Origin of the sequence: Enterobacter cloacae complex sp. P15RS, assembly GCF_014895905.1 — a bacterium.
Lineage (GTDB): Bacteria > Pseudomonadota > Gammaproteobacteria > Enterobacterales > Enterobacteriaceae > Enterobacter > Enterobacter quasihormaechei.
In genome coordinates this window covers 263,218-284,098 of sequence record NZ_JADBQL010000013.1, presented here as the reverse complement: position 1 = coordinate 284,098, position 20,881 = coordinate 263,218, and the positions used below count along the sequence as shown (strand labels likewise).

Here is a 20,881-nt window from a genome sequence, read left to right as displayed (position 1 = left end):
AGCTGAGCTACGGATGCATCGGGATTTACTGCTGTACTGCTCGATATTCATATCACTTCGAAAGCAATATGAAGTAATAGATGGTGCATCCGGGAGGATTCGAACCTCCGACCGCTCGGTTCGTAGCCGAGTACTCTATCCAGCTGAGCTACGGATGCAAAATGGCGGTGAGGCGGGGATTCGAACCCCGGATGCAGCTTTTGACCGCATACTCCCTTAGCAGGGGAGCGCCTTCAGCCTCTCGGCCACCTCACCACACAACGCCTCTTTCGAGTGCTTCGAGTAACTCGTTAAGAGCTTCTCGTCGCTGCGTGGCGCATATATTACTTTCTGGGACTTATAAGTCAAACAATTTTCCACATGCTTTTTTCGTTTGCACAATTCGCACGCAATTCGCATGTAAAAGCCGCAAAGAGAGTGTTTTATAAGCGGATTTTGCAGGCATCTTCACAGAAATCTGTTGAGAGAAGCGGGTCATTTCGACGAGATAAGATTATGAGAGTGGTCAAAAACGAAGCGTTTGAAATAGAACGGTAACTTTATGCAGGAAAAATAGCAGGAGGGTTGCGTCTCGCCCGACAGCGAGACGCGACAATATCAGTAACTGGACTGCTGGGATTTTTCAGCCTGGATACGCTGGTAGATCTCTTCACGGTGGACAGATACTTCTTTAGGAGCGTTAACACCAATACGTACCTGGTTACCCTTTACCCCTAAAACTGTCACGGTGACCTCATCCCCAATCATGAGGGTCTCACCAACTCGACGAGTCAGAATCAGCATTCTTTGCTCCTTGAAAGATTAAAAGAGTCGGGTCTCTTGTATCCCGGCATTATCCATCATATAACGCCAAAAAGTAAGCGATGACAAACACGTAAAGTGTAAGCAGTCACGGCATCACATTCTGTTAAACGTAAGTTTAGCCGATATACACAAACTCAACCTGACTTTATCGTTATCGATAGCGCAGTGAGCAAGACGCCATAACGTTACCGTTATGGCGTCTGCTTGTGCTTTTTAGTTATTACAGTTTCGCGCTTACCCAGCTTTCAACGCTGGCCAATGCCGCGGGAAGTGCCGCCGCATCCGTACCACCGGCTTGCGCCATGTCCGGACGACCGCCACCTTTGCCACCCACCTGCTGGGCGACCATGCCAATCAATTCCCCTGCTTTAACACGGTCTGTCACATCCTTAGAGACGCCCGCAATCAGAGAAACCTTACCCTCTGCGACCGTTGCCAGCACGATAACCGTTGAACCAAGCTGGTTCTTCAGATCGTCGACCATCGTACGCAGCATCTTAGGCTCAACGCCCGCCAGATCGCTGACCAGCAGTTTGACGCCCTTAATGTCTACCGCTTTGCTGGAGAGGTTTGCGCTCTCCTGCGCCGCAGCCTGTTCTTTCAGCTGCTGGAGCTCTTTTTCCAGCTGACGGGTACGATCCAGCGCGACACGCACTTTCTCGCCCAGGTTCTGGCTATCGCCTTTCAGCAGCTGCGCGATCTCATGCAGCTGGTCGCTCTGCGCGTGCAGGCTGGCGATAGCGCCTTCCCCGGTCACCGCTTCGATACGACGAACGCCCGCCGCGGTGCCTGATTCAGAAACGATACGGAACAGACCGATATCGCCGGTGCGCGATGCGTGAGTACCACCGCACAGTTCGGTAGAGAAGTCGCCCATGCTCAGCACACGAACGCGGTCGTCATATTTCTCGCCAAACAGCGCCATCGCGCCCTTCTTCTTCGCGTCCTCGAGATCCATAACGTGGGTTTCGATTGGCAGGTTACGACGGATCTGCGCATTCACCAGATCTTCCACCGCACGGATTTCAGACGGCTTCATCGCTTCAAAATGCGAGAAGTCGAAACGCAGCATTTTGTCGTTAACCAGTGAACCTTTCTGTGCAACGTGAGTACCCAGCACATTGCGCAGGGCAGCGTGCATCAAGTGGGTTGCCGAGTGGTTCAGACGAATGCGCGCGCGGCGAGCTTCATCAACGTTGGCCTGAACGCCCTCGCCCACTTTCAGAGAACCAGAAACCAGTTTGCCCTGGTGACCAATCGCCTGACCGTATTTCTGAGTGTCGCTTACGCTGAAGCTAAAGCCATTGCCCTTCAGTTCGCCTTTATCGCCAACCTGGCCGCCGGATTCCGCATAGAATGGCGTTTTATCCAGGATGACAACCGCTTCCTGGCCCGCGCTAATGCTGTCTACGGCTTTCCCGTCAACAAACAGCGCGGTCACGTTGCTGGTCAGGGCCAGCTCTTCGTAGCCTTTAAATTCAGACGCGCTATCAACGCGGATCATTGCATTGTAGTCTGCGCCAAAACCGCTGGATTCACGCGCACGACGACGCTGCTCTTCCATTGCGGCTTCGAAGCCGGCTTCGTCAACTTTGATGTTGCGCTCGCGACAAACGTCAGCCGTCAGGTCAACCGGGAAGCCGTAGGTGTCGTACAGGCGGAAAGCCGTTTCGCCATCCAGCGTGTCGCCCTGGAGTTTCGCCAGCTCGTCGTCCAGCAGCGCAAGTCCGCGCTCCAGCGTACGGGCAAACTGCTCTTCTTCGGTTTTCAGAACCTGCTCGACCTGCGCCTGCTGGCGTTTCAGCTCTTCGCCGGCAGAGCCCATCACGCCAATCAGTGGCCCAACGAGCTTATAGAAGAAGGTGTCCTTCGCGCCCAGCATGTTGCCATGACGGATCGCACGACGAATGATACGACGCAGCACATAGCCACGGTTTTCATTCGACGGGATAACGCCGTCGGCAATCAGGAACGCACAGGAACGAATATGGTCTGCGATAACGCGCAGAGACTTGTTGTTCAGATCGGTTGCGCCCGTCACGTCGGCAACGGCTTTGATCAGGGTGCTGAACAGGTCAATCTCATAGTTAGAGTTAACGTGTTGCAGAACGGCCGCGATACGCTCCAGACCCATACCGGTATCGACGGACGGTTTTGGCAACGGCTCCATGGTGCCGTCGGCCTGACGGTTAAACTGCATGAAGACGATGTTCCAGATCTCAATGTAGCGATCGCCATCTTCTTCCGCGCTGCCTGGAGGGCCGCCCCAGATATGGTCGCCGTGATCGTAGAAGATCTCGGTGCACGGACCGCAAGGGCCGGTGTCGCCCATCTGCCAGAAGTTGTCGGACGCGTAAGGCGCGCCTTTGTTGTCACCGATACGAATGATACGTTCGCGAGGGATACCCACTTCTTTTTCCCAGATGTCGAACGCTTCGTCATCGGTCTCGTACACGGTCACCCACAGACGCTCTTTCGGCAGATTGAACCAGTTTTCACCGGTCAACAGTTCCCACGCGTATTGAATGGCGTCGTGTTTGAAGTAGTCACCGAAGCTGAAGTTACCCAGCATTTCGAAGAAGGTATGGTGGCGCGCGGTGTAACCGACGTTTTCCAGATCGTTGTGTTTACCGCCCGCACGCACGCAACGCTGTGAGGTTGTAGCGCGGGAATAATTACGCTTGTCGAGACCAAGGAATACATCCTTGAACTGGTTCATCCCGGCGTTGGTAAACAGCAGAGTCGGGTCGTTGTTCGGTACCAGGGAGCTGCTGGCAACAACCTGGTGTCCCTTACTATGGAAAAAATCGAGAAACGCCTGACGGATCTCAGCGGTGCTCTTGCTCATAATTATCCTGAAATCAAGCTAACGAAATGTCGCAGCAGATCTGTATCTGTAAACAGTTGGACGGACCAGCTACTGGAAAAAGTGGGAATAAGATAAGTTTTCTTTAGTGGGAAGTAAAATCCCGCATGCGTTCAATCGGTAAAATTACGCCAGATATCCTGAATATCTTCCATCAGGAAGCCGCGGTAGAGCAAAAAGCGCTGGATTTTAACTTTTTCTGAAAATTCACGCGGCAGCGGCTCTCCGTACTTACGTACTGCCTGTTCGCGCGCCAGTTCGCACCAGTCGATTTCATTTTCACGCATGGCTTTTTCAATCGATTCACGGGCTACGCCTTTCTGGTTCAGCTCCTGGCGGATACGCGCGGGGCCGTAACCTTTGCGGCCGCGGCTGGCGAGAAAGCGAGCGGCAAAACGGCCGTCATCCAGATAGTGATGCTCATAGCACCAGGCAACCACACGGTCATAATCCTCCGCGGTGGCATCAATCTCTTCTGGCCCATTTTTGCTCATGACGGGCGCTGACAGTTTCCGCCGTAGCTCCTGTTCGCTATGGTCACGCACGGCAAGAATTCGCACGGCCCGATCCAGCAAGCGCGCGTAAGCTGGTCGGCGTGATGTCGGTTCACTCATAAAAAAACCTGTCGATTCAGAAATGCAAAAAGGGCCGCATCAGCAGCCCTTCATTTTTATCCGAGAGGATTAAAAGTCTTCGTTGGTTTCTTCAGCATCCGCTCCATCGACCACGAAATCAGGTTTGGAGTCCTGGTTGCTCAGCAGGAGTTCACGCACCTTCTTCTCAATCTCTTTCGCCGCCGCCGGGTTCTCCTTCAGCCAGGAGATCGCATTCGCTTTACCCTGACCAATCTTGTCACCGTTGTAGCTGTACCATGCACCCGCTTTTTCAATCAGCTTCTCTTTCACGCCCAGGTCAACCAGCTCGCCGAGGAAGTTGATACCTTCGCCGTAGAGGATCTGGAACTCAGCCTGTTTGAACGGTGCCGCGATTTTGTTCTTCACAACCTTCACGCGGGTTTCGCTACCGACTACGTTATCCCCCTCTTTCACCGCGCCGATACGGCGGATATCCAGACGGACAGAAGCGTAGAATTTCAGTGCGTTACCACCGGTGGTGGTTTCCGGGTTACCGAACATCACACCAATTTTCATACGGATCTGGTTGATGAAGATCAGCAGCGTGTTGGACTGCTTCAGGTTACCCGCCAGCTTACGCATCGCCTGGCTCATCATACGTGCCGCGAGGCCCATGTGAGAGTCACCGATTTCACCTTCAATTTCCGCTTTTGGCGTCAGCGCCGCAACGGAGTCGACGATGATCACGTCAACCGCACCTGAGCGCGCCAGCGCATCACAAATTTCCAGTGCCTGCTCGCCGGTATCCGGCTGGGAGCACAGCAGGTTGTCGATATCAACGCCCAGCTTACGGGCATAGACTGGGTCCAGCGCGTGCTCGGCATCGATAAACGCACAGGTTTTACCTTCGCGCTGTGCCGCCGCAACAACCTGCAACGTCAGGGTGGTTTTACCCGAGGATTCCGGACCGTAGATTTCTACGATACGGCCCATCGGCAAACCGCCAGCGCCCAGTGCGATATCAAGAGAAAGCGAACCGGTGGAGATAGTTTCCACGTCCATGGAACGGTCTTCACCCAGGCGCATGATGGAGCCTTTACCGAATTGCTTTTCGATCTGGCCCAGTGCTGCCGCCAACGCTTTCTGTTTGTTTTCGTCGATAGCCATTATTACTCCTGTCATGCCGGGAGAAGCAACTGCGCTTCACCATGGACTTCTGTTCTGTTGAGGCAATTATACTGTATAGTCATACAGTATCAAGTATTTTGTAGAAATTGTTGCCAGAGCGTTTTTAACGCGTATTCCGTTGCCTGACGACGCACGCTTTCGCGATCGCCGCTGAAGCATTCCCGGCGGGTGATCCCTTCACCTTTTGAGGTGGCAAAGCCAAACCAGACGGTGCCGACAGGCTTCACGTCGCTGCCGCCGTCCGGCCCCGCGATGCCGCTGATTGAGATAGCGTAATCTGCGCGCGCCTCTTTCAGCGCGCCAATCGCCATCTCGATCACCACCGGCTCGCTGACCGCGCCATGCTGTTCGAGCGTGGCTTCACGCACGCCAATCATCTGCGCTTTAGCCTCGTTACTGTAGGTCACAAAGCCGCGTTCAAACCAGGCGGAACTGCCGGCAATATCGGTAATCACTTTTGCCACCCAGCCGCCGGTGCAGGATTCTGCGGTCGTGATAGTCGCGCCGCGCTGCTTCAGCGCCAGCCCTACCACTTCGCTAAGCTGCATCAATTCATGGTCAGTCATTCTCGCTCCAGGCCTTAGAAAAACATGCAGCACAAGATAGCACTTTCTCGAAAGATATGGGGATGCGCGTCGGGTTTTACGAGGGGGCTTCAGAAAATAGCCGGTGCGGGCGCACCGGCTGTGGAGAAGGCAATTACTGGCTGAACGGTGACGCCGCCGGCACGCGCGCCTGGGACACCGCCAGGCCCAGCTGCCACACCGCCATCGCATAGTGCGTGCTGTGGTTGTAGCGGGTAATGGTGTAGAAGTTCGGCAGTCCGAACCAGTACTGGTAGCCCGTTCCGACATCCAGGCGCAGCAGGCTCACCTGGTCAACGTTACCCAGCGGCTGCGACGGCGTTAAGCCTGCCGCTGCCAGCTGTGCAACGCTGTATTTGGTCTTAAATCCGTTTTCCAGGCCGAACGCCTCGCCGTTCGCCTGCACCGCCACCTGGCCGCCCGGCGTCCAGCCGTGCGCTTTAAAGTAGTTGGCCACGCTGCCGATGGCGTCTTCGGGATCCCACAGGTTGATGTGACCGTCCCCGTTGAAATCTACCGCGTACTGCTTATAGGAAGACGGCATAAACTGGCCGTAGCCCATGGCTCCGGCAAACGACCCTTTCAGATCCAACGGATCGTCCTGTTCGTCTCGCGCCATCAGCAGGAAGGTTTCCAGCTCGGAGGAGAAATACTGCGCGCGGCGCGGGTAGTTGAAGGAAAGCGTCGCCAGCGCGTCGAGGATGCGGGTTTTGCCCATAATGCGGCCCCAGCGGGTCTCTACCCCAATAATCCCAACGATAATTTCCGGCGGCACGCCGTAGACCTGCCAGGCGCGGTTCAGGGCGCCTTCATACTGATTCCAGAACGCCACGCCGTTCTGCACGTTGTCCGGGGTAATAAACTGTTTGCGGTAGCGCAGCCACGCGCCGTTTGGCCCGGTCGGCACCTGGGCCGACGGTGCCTGCCTGTCCATCAGGCGCAGCACGTAGTCCAGACGCTTCGCCTGAGACAAAATGGCATGCAGCTGCTGGCGGTCAAAACCGTGCTTGCTCACCATTTTATCGATGAACTGTTCGGCCGCAGGGTTATTCGCGAAGTCGCCGCCCATCTGCATCATATTATGCTGTGGTTCCAGCAGGAACCCGCCGGAAGGCGCGCCAGCCGTTGGCTGAACGGCTTCAGTTTTGGGTTTGCTACTACAGGCGGACAGAAGAATAAGCGCAGGTAACAGCGCTGCATAACGACGCTTGAACATGTGGCATCCATTTAACGAATTCGGTAAGAACCCAGTATGGTAAAGCATCCCCGACTCCTCAAGGAAGCGGTTATATGACCGTAAGCAAAATCTTTATCATTGACCACGGTCTGCGCAGGGAGAATGCATTATGATAAGCGCCCCTTCTGTCAGAGGGGGGGATGGGAACGATCGTAACCGGAGAGAAAAATGAGTGATTTTCTGTTAAACGCAGGCCGTCAGACCCTGCTGCTGGAACTCCAGGAAGCCAGCCGCCTGCCGGAGCGTCTGGGTGAGGATTTTGTTCGTGCAGCCAACGCTATTATCCACTGCGAAGGCAAGGTCATCGTGGCGGGTATCGGTAAATCCGGCCATATCGGCAAGAAGATTGCCGCGACGCTTGCCAGCACCGGCACTCCGGCGTTTTTCGTTCACCCTGCCGAAGCGCTGCACGGCGATCTGGGGATGATCGAAAGCCGCGACGTGATGCTGTTTATCTCCTACTCCGGTTCAGCCAAAGAGCTGGATCTCATCATCCCTCGCCTGCAAGAAAAATCGGTAGCCCTGTTAGCGATGACCGGAAAACCCCGCTCGCCGCTGGCGCTGGCCGCGAAAGCAACGCTGGATATTTCCGTTGAGCGCGAAGCCTGCCCGATGCACCTGGCCCCCACCTCCAGCACCGTCAACACGCTGATGATGGGCGACGCGCTAGCCATGGCGGTGATGCAGGCGCGCGGTTTTAGTGAAGAAGATTTTGCCCGCTCTCACCCTGCGGGCGCGCTCGGCGCACGTCTGCTCAACAAGGTTCACCACCTGATGCGCACGGAAGATGCCATTCCGCAGGTCAAGCTCGACACCAGCGTGATGGACGCCATGCTGGAGCTGAGCCGCACCGGGCTGGGGCTGGTTGCGGTGTGCGACAACGACCGCCAGGTGAAGGGCGTCTTCACCGACGGCGACCTGCGTCGCTGGCTGGTGGGCGGCGGCAAACTGGAGGCGCGGGTATCCGAAGCAATGACCCGGGGCGGGCTGACGCTGAATGCCGAGAGCCGCGCCATTGAAGCCAAAGAGGTGCTGATGAAGCGTAAAATCACCGCCGCACCGGTGGTGGACGAGCACGGCAGGCTTTGCGGCGCAATCAACCTGCAAGACTTCTACCAGGCGGGAATACTTTAACCCTTAAGCCCCAGACGTTTCGCCAGCCTGTGGAGGTTGGCGACGTCCATCTCCAGCGCCCGCGCGCACGCCGCCCAGCTGCGGTTATTCTGCTCCAGCGCGCGGGTAATCATCTGGCGCTGGAACGCGTCCGTCGCCTCGCGCAGGTTTTCGTTCATGCTCTCCGGTAAAACTGGCTTAACGGACGGCGTCGTTTCCTCATGCAGCGCAAAATGGCGCGCATGAATAACCACTTCATCCCCCGAACGCGTTGCCCGCGCCAGCACCACCGCACGGTGGATCGCATGTTCCAGCTCACGCACGTTACCCGGCCAGCCGTAGCTCAGAAGGTGTGTCCTCGCGCCGGGGCTTAGCACCACGCGGGAGAGCCCCATTCTGAGCCGACACTGCTCGCAGAAAAAGCCCGCCAGCAGCACCACGTCATCGCCCCGCTCGCGCAGCGGCGGCACCGTGAGCGGGAACACGCTCAGGCGGTGGAACAGATCGGCGCGGAAATTCCCCGCCAGCACCTCTTCGCGCAGATCGCGGTTCGTCGCCGCCAGCACGCGCACATCCACGCGTAAGCTGCGATCGTCACCCACGCGTTGAATATCGCCATACTGCAATACGCGCAGCAGCTTGGCCTGGAGCGAAAGGGAGAGCTCGCCAATTTCATCCAGGAACAGCGTGCCGTTGTCGGCCATTTCGAACTTGCCGCTGCGGTTGCTGATCGCCCCGGTAAACGCCCCTTTGACGTGACCAAACAGCTCGCTTTCCGCCACGCTTTCCGGCAGCGCCGCGCAGTTGAGGTACACCAGCGGGTTCACCGCGCGCGGCGAGGCTTCGTGGATCGCTTTCGCCACCAGCTCTTTACCGGTGCCGGTTTCCCCGAAGATCAGCACGTTCAAATCAGATGCGGCGACAATCTCAATCTCTTTTTTGAGCTGCTCCATGCCCGGCGAAAGGCCGATCATCTCCGTATGCGCCACCTGCTCAAACGCCGCCGGGCTGCCGGGAAGAATATTCTGGCTCTCCAGCTGCTCTATCAGCAGTGCATTGTTCAGCGCCCCGGCGGCCAGCGCGGCAATCAGCCGTAGCTCTTCGTCGCTGAAGGTGTCGAACTGATCCGGCGACATCCCGTCGAGGGTTAATGCGCCAATCAGATTCTGCCCGGCGAACAGCGGCAGGCCAATACAGGCGTGCACCTTCAAGCTCTCCTGCCCCGGAATCAGGCCGTCGTACGGATCGGGCAGATCGCTGTCTGCCGGGAAACGCACCACGTCGCCCGCGCGGGCAATGGTTTCCAGACGCGGGTGGCCCTCCAGCGTAAAGCGCCGCCCGAGTACGTCCTTCGCCAGGCCGTCGATAGCCAGCGGAATAAACTGCCGCCCTTCGTAACGCAGCAGCGCCGACGCATCGCAATCCAGCACGTGGCGCAACGTGGAGATCAGCCGTTGAAAGCGGTCCTGATGACCAATACCGGTTTGCAGTTCTATGGCGATTTTCGCCAGGACGTCTACGGAAAAGCTCATGTCTGCCTCACTGTCATTTTGACAATACATAATGTCATATTGACAATTTTTAAGATAGTCATATTGACTATCCATTATGGGCCATAAAATAATAAACACTTCAAATTCAATAATATAAAAAGTTGGCACGCAACTTGATATAAGCAAACCATCTTATTTGAAAACGCTGTATTAAGTTGAGGTTGCTATGTCTATTCTGGTTAAAAATAACATCCATTGGGTGGGTCAACGTGACTGGGAAGTACGTGATTTTCACGGCACGGAATACAAAACGCTGCGCGGCAGCAGCTACAACAGCTATCTCATCCGTGAAGGTAAAAACGTCCTGATCGATACCGTCGATCACAAATTCAGCCGTGAGTTCGTGCAGAACCTGCGCGGTGAAATCGACCTGAACGACATCGATTACATCATCATCAACCATGCGGAAGAGGATCACGCCGGGGCCCTGACCGAGCTGATGTCTTATATTCCGGATACTCCGATCTACTGCACCACCAACGCCATTGACTCCATCAACGGTCACCACCATCATCCGGAGTGGAACTTCCACACCGTGAAAACCGGCGATTCGCTGGATATCGGCAACGGCAAGCAGCTGATCTTCGTGGAAACTCCGATGCTGCACTGGCCGGACAGCATGATGACCTACATGACCGGTGACGCGGTGCTGTTCAGTAACGACGCCTTCGGCCAGCACTACTGCGACGAACGTCTGTTTAATGATGAAGTGGATCAGACTGAGCTGTTCGAACAGTGCCAGCGCTACTACGCCAATATCCTGACCCCGTTCAGCCGTCTGGTCACGCCAAAAATTACCGAGATCCTCGGCTTCAACCTGCCGGTGGATATGATTGCGACCTCCCACGGCGTGGTATGGCGTGAAAACCCCACCCAGATCGTCGAGCTGTACCTGAAATGGGCGGCGGATTACCAGGAAGACCGCATCACCATCTTCTACGACACCATGTCCAACAACACCCGCATGATGGCGGACGCGATTGCCCAGGGCATCAACGAAGTTGACCCGAACGTGGCGGTGAAAATCTTCAACGTGGCGCGTAGCGATAAAAACGAAATCCTGACCAACGTCTTCCGCTCCAAGGGCGTGCTGGTGGGTACCTCCACCATGAACAACGTGATGATGCCGAAGATTGCCGGACTGGTGGAAGAGATGACCGGCCTGCGCTTTCGTAACAAACGCGCCAGCGCCTTTGGCTCTCACGGCTGGAGCGGCGGCGCGGTAGACCGTCTCTCCACGCGTTTACAGGATGCCGGCTTTGAGATGTCCATGAGCCTGAAGGCGAAATGGCGCCCGGACCTCGACGCGCTGGAAATCTGTCGCCAGCACGGCCGCGACATTGCACGCCAGTGGGCGCTTGCGCCGCTGCCGGAAACCGCCCCCGCCGCGGCGGTTGCGCCGGAAGCCGTAGCAGAAGCCGCCCCTGCCGCTGCCGACCTCGGCCCTTGCATGCAGTGCAGCGTCTGCCAGTGGATTTACGATCCTGAACTGGGCGAGCCGTTGCAGGATGTCGCGCCGGGTACGCCGTGGAGCGAGGTGCCGGACAACTTCCTCTGCCCTGAATGTTCCCTCGGCAAAGACGTCTTTGATGAACTGGCAACGGAGGCAAAATGAGCCACGGCATCGTCATTATCGGCTCGGGCTTTGCCGCCCGCCAGCTGGTGAAAAATATCCGCAAACAGGATGCTAACGTGCCGTTGACGGTGATTGCCGCCGACAGCATGGACGAGTATAACAAGCCTGATTTAAGCCACGTCATTAGCCAGAATCAGCGCGCCGAAGATCTCACCCGCCAGACGGCGGGGGAGTTCGCAGAGCAGTTTAACCTGCGTCTGTTTCCGTACACCTGGGTTACGGATATTGACGCCGACGCCCATGTGGTGAAAGCGAAAGAGCATACCTGGCAGTACGACAAGCTGGTGCTGGCGACGGGCGCCTCTGCGTTTGTGCCGCCGGTTGAAGGCCGCGAGCTGATGGTCACGCTTAACAGCCAGCAGGAGTATCAGGCCAGCGAAACCCGGCTACGCGATGCCGCCAGAGTGATGATTGTCGGCGGCGGGCTGATTGGCACCGAGCTGGCGATGGACTTCTGTCGGGCGGGTAAATCCGTCACCCTGGTTGACCACGCGGCCAGCATTCTGTCGGCGCTGATGCCGGCAGAAGTAAGCAGTCGCTTACAGCATCGTCTGACCGACATGGGCGTGCATCTGCTGCTGAAATCGCAGTTGCAGAGCCTGAGCAAAACCGAAACCGGCGTTCTTGCAACGCTCGACCGCAACCGCAGCGTGGAAGTGGATGTGGTTATCGCGGCGACGGGTTTGCGCCCGGAAACCGCGCTGGCGCACCGCGCAGGGGCCGAAATAAACCGCGGCGTGAAGGTAGACAGCTACCTGCAAACCACCCAGCCGGACATTTATGCCCTGGGCGACTGCGCGGAAATTAACGGAAAGGTGCTGCCGTTCCTGCAACCAATTCAGTTAAGCGCCATGTTCCTGGCGAAAAACCTGCTCGGCGGCAGCGCACCGGTGAAGTTACCCGCCATGCTGGTGAAAGTAAAAACGCCGGAATTACCGCTGCATCTCGCCGGTGAAACGCAGCGTCAGGATCTGAACTGGCAAATAGCCATAGAGCCTCAGGGCATGGTGGCGCGCGGTACGGATGCTGAGGGTCAGACGCGCGCCTTTGTCGTCAGCGAAGACAGAATGAAAGAGGCCTTCGCGCTGCTGAAATCGCTTCCTGCTTAACTCTCGTAATGCCGGGTGGCGCTCCGCTTACCCGGCCTACTCAACACCAAAACGGCAAACCTTGTAGGCCCGCGCAAGCGCAGCGCCGCCGGGCAAAAACAGGGCTAAGTGGTTCAGGACCGCACCACCAGCCCGTCATAGCCGCGCCAGCGGTAGTTCACCATAGAAATCAGCCAGCAGGCGACAAACAGCCCGACCACCACAAACCCGGCGTCACCCAGGTTGTCGTTCACCGCGCCAATCAGATCCCACACGCCGCCGCTGAGGGCGAACTTGTCCATCAGCAGACCCAGCGCTTCCAGCCCGCCGATGAACAGCGCCACCACCACCGAGGTGCCGGTGATGGTCATGTTGTAGTACAGCTTGCGCTGCGGCTTGTTGAACGCCCAGCCGTATGCGCCCACCATCAGCAGGTTATCGAGCGTATCCACCAGCGCCATGCCGCTGGCGAAGAGCGCTGGGAAGATCATGATCGACCACACCGACATCCCGCTGGAGGCGCTGGCGGCGGAGATCCCCAGCACGCCAATTTCGGTGGCCGTGTCGAAGCCCAGGCCAAACAGGAAACCCACCAGATACATCTGCCAGCTTTTATTGACGAGGCGGAAGGTTTTGCCGAACAGCCAGTTCATGACGCCACCCTGCGCAGGCAGCGTAATGTCACCCTGCACGGGCCTGCCGTTTTTCAGCGACTGGAAACTGCGCCAGACGCCGCGCAGGATCACCATATTCACCAGCGCCATCGCCAGCAGGAAGGTGGCGGAGACGGCGGTGCCAATCAGGCTGCCGGTCTCGTGGAACCACGCCATATTTTTTTGAAACGCCGTGGCGGTCGCCGCAATGGCGATGGACGCCAGCACCACGATGGTGGAGTGTCCGAGGGAAAACCATGCGCCCACGCCGGACGGGCGTTTGCCCTGCTGCATCATCTTACGCGTGACGGTATCAATCGCCGCGATATGGTCGGCATCCACCGCGTGGCGCAGCCCGTAACACCAGGCCAGCAGGCTGGCCGCCATCAGCGCCGTACTGCCGCTAAAGGTTTGCCACGCCAGCCCCCAGGCCAGCAGATTAGCCATCACCAGAGCCAGCAGCAGGCACGCTGCACGAGGTTCATTGCGTAAAAGTCGTAACATTTTAAATCCTTTGTGAACATGACCGGGCGGCAGCAACCACCGCCTGCCCGAAGGAGATCGCTCCGTCACCTGCGGGCAGGCGCGAAGGAAACAGAAGCGTGAAATCAGAAAGATAATGACGAAGCCGCGCGCGCAGCAGGCGGTTGTGAAGGACACCTCCGCTGAAGCACACCGTAGAGAGCGACAGTCGGCGCGCATGCGTTGCCGCCAGTTCACTCAGCCCCTTCGCCAGCGCATCGTGAAATGCCCAGGCGCGCTCGCCGGGTTCCGCCCGCCAGGCCAGCCACTGCTGCCAGAACAGCGTGAGGTTATCCGCCTGTAGCGTCACCGGATGCTCGACTCCCGCGCACCGTTCGGCCAGCGCCTCCAGCCGGCACGCGGCTTCGCCCTCATAGCGCTGCGTTTCAATGCCCAGCGCACAGGCCACGGCGTCGAACAGACGACCACAGGAAGAGGCCAGCGGCGCATTGACACCGCGTGACACCGCCGTTGCCAGCAGCGGCCAGTTTTGACGCTGCACCGCCTCTGTTTCCGGGTACTGCTGCCAGTCGGGTACGAACGCCAGACAGTGGGCGAGCAAATTGCGCCACGGCTGTTTCGCTGCCAGATCGCCCCCGGGCAGCGCCACGGCAGGCAGACCGCCCAGCCGTTCGCAGTGGAGATAGTTCACCCGCAGACACTCGCCGCCCCACAGCGCGCCATTCTCGCCCATGCCGATCCCGTCCAGCGTCAGGGCAATAGCATCCCCGCCGTCCAGCGGCCAGCCGTTCTCCGCCAGACACGCTGCCGCATGCGCGTGATGATGCAGCACGGTTGCAACGGGCAGCCCCTGCGCCTGCGCCCACCGTTGGGCGTGATATCCGGGATGGGCATCGCACACCACGCGTTCCGGCTGAAAAGCGTAAATCTGCTGCATCAGCGCCAGCGCCGCGCGCCACTGGGCGTCAACGCCCTCGTCGCGAAGGTTGCCAAAATGCTGGCTCAGCACCGCCTGGCCGCCGCGCACCAGGCAGAAGGTATTTTTCATGTCCGCGCCGGTGCACAGCATGGGAGGGATATCGCGAAATCCGGCGGGTAATGTGATGGCATCCGGCACAAAACCCCGCGCGCGACGCAGCATTGCGCCCTCCTGATCCATCACCGAATCATCCATCCGTTGCAGAATGTCGCGGTTGTGCAGCAGGAAACCGTCAGCCACGTCGCGGAGCGCTTCCAGCGCCTGCGGGTTGGTGATGGCGGGCGGCCGACCGCTCAGGTTACCGGAGGTCATCACCAGCGGGCGCCGGCACGCCATCACTAACAAATGCTGGATCGGGTTCGCGGGCAGCATCACGCCGACCGTATTCAGCCCCGGGGCAATCTCCTCAGGAAACGCGGGAAGAGAGGCTTTTGGCGCCAGCACAATCGGCGCAGCGGAAGAGCGTAACCGCGTCTGAATGGCCTGCGGCAGATCATCCGCATGGGGGATCATCACCGCCAGCGGCTTCGTCGGGCGCTGCTTGCGTGCCCGCAACGTCTGTACCGCCCGGGGGTTAAGCGCGTCGCAAACCAGATGAAATCCCCCCAGCCCTTTAACCGCCACGATCCCGCCGTTTTTCAGCCTCTCCACCGCCGCGTTTAAGGCCGATTCGCGAGTGGCAATAGTGTCTCCGGCTCGCCACTCCAGCTGCGGTCCACAGTCCGGGCAGGCCACCGGCTGGGCGTGAAAACGGCGATCGGCAGGATTGCGGTATTCCGTTTCGCACGGCGGACAGAGGGGAAATGGGGCCATCGACGTGGCCGGTCGGTCATACGGCATGGCGCGGATGATGGTGAAACGCGGGCCGCAGTGGGTGCAGTTAATAAACGGGTAGCGATAGCGACGTTCGCGGGGATCGCGCATTTCCGCCAGGCAAGCGGGGCAGGTGGCGGCATCCGGGACGATTTGCGTGTCCATCGCCCCGCTCTCGCTGTGGCGGATGACAAACGCGTCCGGCAGCGTCGTCCAGCTGAACGGCTGCGTTTCAACGTGATCGATACGCGCCAGCGGTGGGCAATCCTGGCGCAGTCTCGCGGTAAAGTCACCCCCACTGCCCGCGAGACGCACCAGGACCCCCTCTCCGTCGTTGCACACGTCGCCTGTCAGCTTGAGCCGATGCGCCAGCTGCCAGACGAAGGGCCGAAACCCTACGCCCTGTACTTTGCCACGCACCCGAAGCTGTACGCCGTTCACGCGCATTGCAGCTTAAAACAGCAGCGATGACGAGGTGTCGAACGCCGCGCGGCGGCGTTTTTCGGCACTCATCTGTTCGAGCTTGTCGCGATCGACGCAGACCAGCGCATGCGTCGGACAGGCTTCCATACACGCCGGACCGGCGTCCCGGTGGTAGCAGAGGTCACATTTATTGGCTTCGGCTTTCTCCGCGCGCACGCTCAGCCCGATACCGCTGTTGCGCACCACCGGGCGAACCACCACCTCCATCGCGCCATACGGACACGCCACCACGCAGGTTTTGCACCCAATGCAGCGCTCCTGCATCACGTGCACAAAACCTTTCTCGCGCTTAATCGCGCCGTTCGGACAGACGTTGGCGCACGGCGCATCTTCGCACTGGCGACAGATAGCGGCGGTGGAAATATTCACGCCTTTAATGACGTGAATGCGCGGCAGGAAGGTGTCGGGAGTCAGAGCGGCGCAATCCTGCTCTGCCTGATGGGACACCACGCACGCGACCTCACAGGTACGGCAACCAATGCATTTACTGGCATCGGCCATAATAAAACGGTTCATCTGCTTCTCCGGCATAACTGTTATGCGCGAAGCTATTCATAAACCGTGCCAGTTTTTAATTTATTGATTTAAAAGAAGATAAATAACTTTGGTCGCTGTCATCGTCATTAGTGACGATGACAGATGTCGACGTCAGCGATGCGGGCCGTCAGTAACGGAGTCGCGCAGGACAAGCTCGCCGGAGAAGGTTTGCTGGTATTTAAACTCACCGCCGTCGAGCATGAAAATCAGGCGGCTGATGGTCTCCTGGATCATCGCCGTCACCGGAATGCGCACGCTGGAGAGAGACGGCACGATGTAGGGCGCAATCGCCACGTCGTCAAAGCCGATGACGGACACCGCGTCCGGCATGGCGACGCCGCTCTCGTGCAGTTGCTTGATGGCACCGATCGCCATATCGTCATTGCTCGCCACCAGCGCGGTAAACGCTTCGCCACGGCTGAGCAGCTGTGTGACCGCCGCCGCGCCGCTGGCCGGGCTCCACTTCCCTTCGGCGATCAGCGCGTCGCGCAGGGCAATGCCGTGCTGCGCCAGGGCGTCCCGGTAGCCGGAGAGACGCTCCACGCCGGTCGGTGAATCCAGCGAGCCGGTGATAAACGCAATGTCCCGGTGGCCTTTCGCGATCAGCTGCGAAACCGCGTCCTGACACGACGCTTTATGATCGGACCAGACGCTGTGGCTGCTGTTTTTCCGCAAACGGCGGTTGAGCACCACGATCGGCTGCTCGCATTTGTCGATAATCTCGTCCAGCTCTTCCACGCTCAGAAAACGCGGGTAGATGATCACCGCATCACAGCGCATATCCAGCAGGTACTGGATCGCCTCGCGCTCTTCTTCGGCGCTGTGTTTACCATCCGCCAGGATCAGCTGACGGCCCTTCTCTTCCGTCATCCGCGCGGCGTTAAACAGCAGCTCGCTAAAGTAGACGCCGTGGTAAAGGGTGTTCGTCACCACCAGCCCAAGCGTCTGGGTGCGTTTGGTCGCCAGGTTACGCGCCAGCAAATTGGGGCGATACCCGCTCTCTTCAATGGCCTGAAAAACCCGGTCTTTGGTCTCCTGGCTAACGTAGCCGTTTCCCGACAGCACACGGGAAACCGTCGCTTTCGACACGCCCGCCCGCTTCGCCACTTCCAGCATCGTGGTCATAGTGTTATTCCCTTCAAAACCGATGAGCCGCAGTGTACTTCACCGCAGAAAAATTGTCGCAGCAGCGTTGTCACGCTTTTTACGGTCACGAGTGATCGTCATCACGAAACGAAAAAATGCATAAAAAGCGATCTTGTGCGATCAAAAGAAACTCATGATGATTATGTGAAACCGGTTTCCTACATTTCACACAACGATAACAGGAACATTTCCGATGGCCAAAAACTACGCCGCGCTGGCAAACGACGTTGTCAGCGCGCTGGGCGGCAAAGACAACATCGTCGCCGTCACCCACTGCATGACGCGCCTGCGCTTCGTTCTGAAAGACGAAAGCCTTACCGACGCCGCGCGCCTGAAAAGCATCAGCGGCGTGCTCGGCGTGGTGCGCAACGACAACCAGTGCCAGGTGATTATTGGCAATACCGTGTCCCAGGCGTACCGTGAAGTGGTGAACCTGCTGCCAGCCAACCTGCAACCTGCCGTACCGGAAGGTCCACAGAAACTCACGCTGCGCCGGATTGGCGCGGGGATCCTCGACGCGCTGATCGGCACCATGTCGCCGCTGATCCCGGCGATCATCGGTGGCTCAATGGTCAAGCTGCTGGCGATGATCCTCGAAATGACCGGCGTGCTGGAAAAAGGCGCGCCGACGCTCACCATTTTGACGGTCATCGGCGACGGAGCCTTCTTCTTCCTGCCGCTGATGGTGGCGGCTTCCGCAGCGGTGAAGTTCAAAACCAACATGTCGCTGGCGATTGCCATTGCGGGCGTGCTGGTTCACCCGAGCTTTATCGAGCTAATGGCGAAAGCCGCGCAGGGCGAGCACGTTGAGTTCGCGCTGATCCCGGTGACGGCGGTGAAATACACCTACACGGTGATCCCGGCTCTGGTCATGACCTGGTGCCTGTCGTATATCGAACGCTGGGTGGACAGAATTACCCCGGCGGTAACGAAAAACTTCCTGAAGCCGATGCTGATCGTGCTGATTGCCGCCCCGCTCGCCATCGTGCTGATTGGCCCGCTGGGGATCTGGATCGGTAGCGCCATTTCCGCGCTGGTCTACACCATCCACGGCTATCTGGGCTGGCTGTCCGTTGCCATCATGGGCGCGCTGTGGCCGCTGCTGGTGATGACCGGGATGCACCGCGTCTTTACGCCAACCATCATCCAGACCATTGCCGAAACGGGCAAAGAAGGGATGGTGATGCCGTCGGAAATCGGCGCTAACCTGTCGCTCGGCGGCTCGTCGCTGGCGGTGGCGTGGAAAACGAAAAACCCGGAGCTGCGCCAGACGGCGCTGGCGGCAGCGGCCTCCGCCATCATGGCGGGGATCTCTGAACCGGCCCTGTACGGCGTGGCGGTACGTCTGAAGCGCCCGCTGATTGCGAGCCTGATCAGCGGCTTTATCTGCGGCGCGGTCGCGGGCATGGCAGGCCTTGCCAGCCACTCAATGGCGGCGCCGGGGCTGTTCACCAGCGTGCAGTTCTTCGATCCGACCAACCCGATGACCATCGTCTGGGTGTTTGGCGTGATGGGGCTGGCGGTCGTGCTGTCGTTTGTCCTGACCCTGCTGTTAGGGTTCGAGGATATTCCGGTTGAAGACGAAGCCGAAAAAGCACGCGCCCTGCAAACCGCACCGGTCCAGAACAAAGCAGCAGAAGCATAAACTGAAAGCGAGGTAAGAATGTCTGTTTTTCCACAAGGATTTTTATGGGGCGGCGCGCTTGCCGCCAACCAGAGTGAAGGTGCTTACCGTGAAGGCGGCAAAGGACTGACGACGGTCGATATGATCCCCCATGGCGCACACCGTCTGGCGGTAAAGGTCGGTAAGGAAAAACGGTTTTCGTTGCGTGACGACGAATTTTACCCGAGCCACGAGGCGATTGATTTTTACCATCGCTACAAAGAAGACATCGCCCTGATGGCGGAGATGGGCTTTACGGTGTTCCGCACCTCGATTGCCTGGAGCCGCCTCTATCCGAACGGCGACGAGCCGCTGCCAAATAAAGAGGGCATCGCCTTCTACCGCGCGGTGTTTGAGGAGTGCAAAAAGTACAACATCGAGCCGCTGGTGACCCTGTGCCATTTCGACGTGCCGATGCACCTGGTGACGGAGTACGGCTCGTGGCGCAACCGCAAAATGGTGGATTTCTTCGCCCGCTACGCCCGCACCTGCTTCGAGGCGTTTAACGGGCTGGTAAAATACTGGCTGACCTTCAACGAAATCAACATCATGCTGCACAGCCCGTTCTCCGGCGCGGGGCTGGTGTTTGAGGAAGGTGAAAACGAGGATCAGGTGAAATACCAGGCCGCGCACCACGAGCTGGTGGCGAGCGCGCTGGCGACCAAAATCGCCCACGAGGTCAACCCGGAAAACCAGGTCGGCTGCATGCTGGCGGGCGGCAATTTTTACCCGTACTCCTGCAAGCCGGAAGACGTGTGGACGGCGCTGGAGAAAGATCGCGAGAACCTGTTCTTCATCGACGTGCAGGCGCGCGGCAGCTATCCGGCCTACTCTGCCCGCGTGTTCCGCGAAAAAGGCGTCGTGATTGTGAAAGATCCCGGCGACGACGAACTGCTGAAAAACACCGTCGATTTTGTCTCGTTCAGCTATTACGCCTCGCGCTGCGCGTCGGCGGACATGAACGCGGGCAACACCAGCGCGGCGAACATCGTGAAGTCTCTGCGTAACCCGCACGTTCAGGTAAGCGAGTGGGGCTGGGGTATTGATCCTCTCGGCCTGCGCATCACCATGAACATGATGTACGACCGCTACCAGAAGCCGCTGTTCCTGGTGGAAAACGGCCTCGGCGCGAAGGACGTTATTGATGAAAATGGCGAGATCCACGACGACTACCGCATCAGCTACCTGCGCGAGCATATCCGCGCGATGGGCGATGCAATTGCGGACGGCGTGCCGCTGATGGGCTACACCACCTGGGGCTGCATTGACCTGGTGTCTGCCTCAACGGGGGAGATGAGCAAGCGCTACGGGTTTGTGTACGTTGATCGCGACGACGTCGGCAACGGGACGCTGGAGAGAAAGCGTAAGAAATCGTTCTGGTGGTATAAGAAGGTGATTGCGAGTAACGGGGCGGATCTGGCGTAGCCTGTTGCCCGGTGGCGCTGCGCTTACCGGGCCTACGGTTTTGTAGGCCGGGTAA

Annotated in this window: 16 protein-coding genes and 2 tRNA genes; 5 read left to right on the top strand and 13 right to left on the bottom strand. The window is 58.4% G+C overall.

Going from position 1 to position 20,881, the window contains the following annotated elements; all coding sequences use genetic code 11:
• Positions 1-81: 81 nt before the first annotated feature.
• The 8 genes from IM267_RS09145 to mltB form a co-directional block, all read right to left on the bottom strand.
• Positions 82-158: transfer RNA gene (locus IM267_RS09145), tRNA-Arg, on the bottom strand.
• A gap of 4 nt (positions 159-162) precedes the next feature.
• Positions 163-255: transfer RNA gene (locus tag IM267_RS09140), tRNA-Ser, on the bottom strand.
• Between the two features lie 342 nt (positions 256-597).
• Positions 598-783: a carbon storage regulator CsrA gene (gene csrA, locus IM267_RS09135; protein ID WP_000906486.1), complete on the bottom strand. Its 186-nt coding sequence runs from the start codon at positions 781-783 to the stop codon at positions 598-600.
• Positions 784-1,024: 241 nt separating this feature from the next.
• Positions 1,025-3,652 carry an alanine--tRNA ligase gene (gene alaS, locus IM267_RS09130; protein ID WP_193033234.1) on the bottom strand — a complete coding sequence of 876 codons (2,628 nt, stop codon included), beginning with the start codon at positions 3,650-3,652 and terminating at the stop codon, positions 1,025-1,027.
• 131 nt (positions 3,653-3,783) lie between these two features.
• Positions 3,784-4,284 carry a recombination regulator RecX gene (recX, locus tag IM267_RS09125; RefSeq protein WP_193033233.1) on the bottom strand — a complete coding sequence of 167 codons (501 nt, stop codon included), beginning with the start codon at positions 4,282-4,284 and terminating at the stop codon, positions 3,784-3,786.
• Positions 4,285-4,353: 69 nt separating this feature from the next.
• Positions 4,354-5,412: a recombinase RecA gene (gene recA / locus IM267_RS09120; protein WP_022649140.1), complete on the bottom strand. Its 1,059-nt coding sequence runs from the start codon at positions 5,410-5,412 to the stop codon at positions 4,354-4,356.
• A gap of 89 nt (positions 5,413-5,501) precedes the next feature.
• Complete coding sequence (gene pncC, locus IM267_RS09115; protein ID WP_063869426.1) at positions 5,502-5,999, bottom strand: nicotinamide-nucleotide amidase; 498 nt, start codon at positions 5,997-5,999, stop codon at positions 5,502-5,504.
• A 133-nt stretch (positions 6,000-6,132) separates the two neighbouring features.
• Entirely contained in the window at positions 6,133-7,233 is a 1,101-nt protein-coding gene (mltB, locus tag IM267_RS09110; protein WP_193033232.1) for a lytic murein transglycosylase B, read from the bottom strand.
• Between the two features lie 189 nt (positions 7,234-7,422).
• On the opposite strand from mltB, the gene gutQ reads away from it, so the two are divergent.
• On the top strand, positions 7,423-8,388 hold the full coding sequence (gutQ, locus tag IM267_RS09105; protein WP_193033231.1) for an arabinose-5-phosphate isomerase GutQ: 966 nt from the start codon (positions 7,423-7,425) through the stop codon (positions 8,386-8,388).
• Here the strand turns inward: gutQ and norR are convergent.
• The gene (norR, locus tag IM267_RS09100) at positions 8,385-9,899 is read right to left on the bottom strand and encodes a nitric oxide reductase transcriptional regulator NorR (RefSeq protein WP_193033230.1); all 1,515 of its coding nucleotides are present in this window, start codon (positions 9,897-9,899) and stop codon (positions 8,385-8,387) included. The genes gutQ and norR overlap by 4 nt on opposite strands.
• Positions 9,900-10,086: 187 nt before the next feature.
• Between norR and norV the strand changes: the two genes are divergently transcribed.
• Positions 10,087-11,535, top strand: coding sequence for an anaerobic nitric oxide reductase flavorubredoxin (norV, locus tag IM267_RS09095; RefSeq protein WP_193033229.1), 1,449 nt, complete (start codon positions 10,087-10,089; stop codon positions 11,533-11,535).
• The gene (norW, locus tag IM267_RS09090; protein WP_193033228.1) at positions 11,532-12,665 is read left to right on the top strand and encodes an NADH:flavorubredoxin reductase NorW; all 1,134 of its coding nucleotides are present in this window, start codon (positions 11,532-11,534) and stop codon (positions 12,663-12,665) included. Before norV ends, norW begins: the two co-directional genes overlap by 4 nt.
• Positions 12,666-12,778: 113 nt before the next feature.
• On the opposite strand, the gene IM267_RS09085 is transcribed toward norW, so the two are convergent.
• The 4 genes from IM267_RS09085 to IM267_RS09070 form a co-directional block, all read right to left on the bottom strand.
• Positions 12,779-13,801, bottom strand: coding sequence for a HoxN/HupN/NixA family nickel/cobalt transporter (locus IM267_RS09085; protein WP_112792758.1), 1,023 nt, complete (start codon positions 13,799-13,801; stop codon positions 12,779-12,781).
• A 1-nt stretch (position 13,802) separates the two neighbouring features.
• Positions 13,803-16,019, bottom strand: coding sequence for a carbamoyltransferase HypF (gene hypF, locus IM267_RS09080; protein WP_193033227.1), 2,217 nt, complete (start codon positions 16,017-16,019; stop codon positions 13,803-13,805).
• A 6-nt stretch (positions 16,020-16,025) separates the two neighbouring features.
• Positions 16,026-16,571 carry an electron transport protein HydN gene (hydN, locus tag IM267_RS09075; protein WP_063869411.1) on the bottom strand — a complete coding sequence of 182 codons (546 nt, stop codon included), beginning with the start codon at positions 16,569-16,571 and terminating at the stop codon, positions 16,026-16,028.
• 132 nt (positions 16,572-16,703) lie between these two features.
• On the bottom strand, positions 16,704-17,717 hold the full coding sequence (locus tag IM267_RS09070; protein ID WP_193033226.1) for a LacI family DNA-binding transcriptional regulator: 1,014 nt from the start codon (positions 17,715-17,717) through the stop codon (positions 16,704-16,706).
• A 214-nt stretch (positions 17,718-17,931) separates the two neighbouring features.
• Here IM267_RS09070 and ascF point away from each other — a divergent pair, with 214 nt between their 5' ends.
• Together ascF and IM267_RS09060 are read left to right on the top strand one after the other, a co-directional pair.
• Complete coding sequence (ascF, locus tag IM267_RS09065) at positions 17,932-19,383, top strand: PTS cellobiose/arbutin/salicin transporter subunit IIBC (RefSeq protein WP_193033225.1); 1,452 nt, start codon at positions 17,932-17,934, stop codon at positions 19,381-19,383.
• A gap of 18 nt (positions 19,384-19,401) precedes the next feature.
• Complete coding sequence (locus IM267_RS09060; protein ID WP_193033224.1) at positions 19,402-20,826, top strand: 6-phospho-beta-glucosidase; 1,425 nt, start codon at positions 19,402-19,404, stop codon at positions 20,824-20,826.
• Positions 20,827-20,881: the final 55 nt, after the last annotated feature.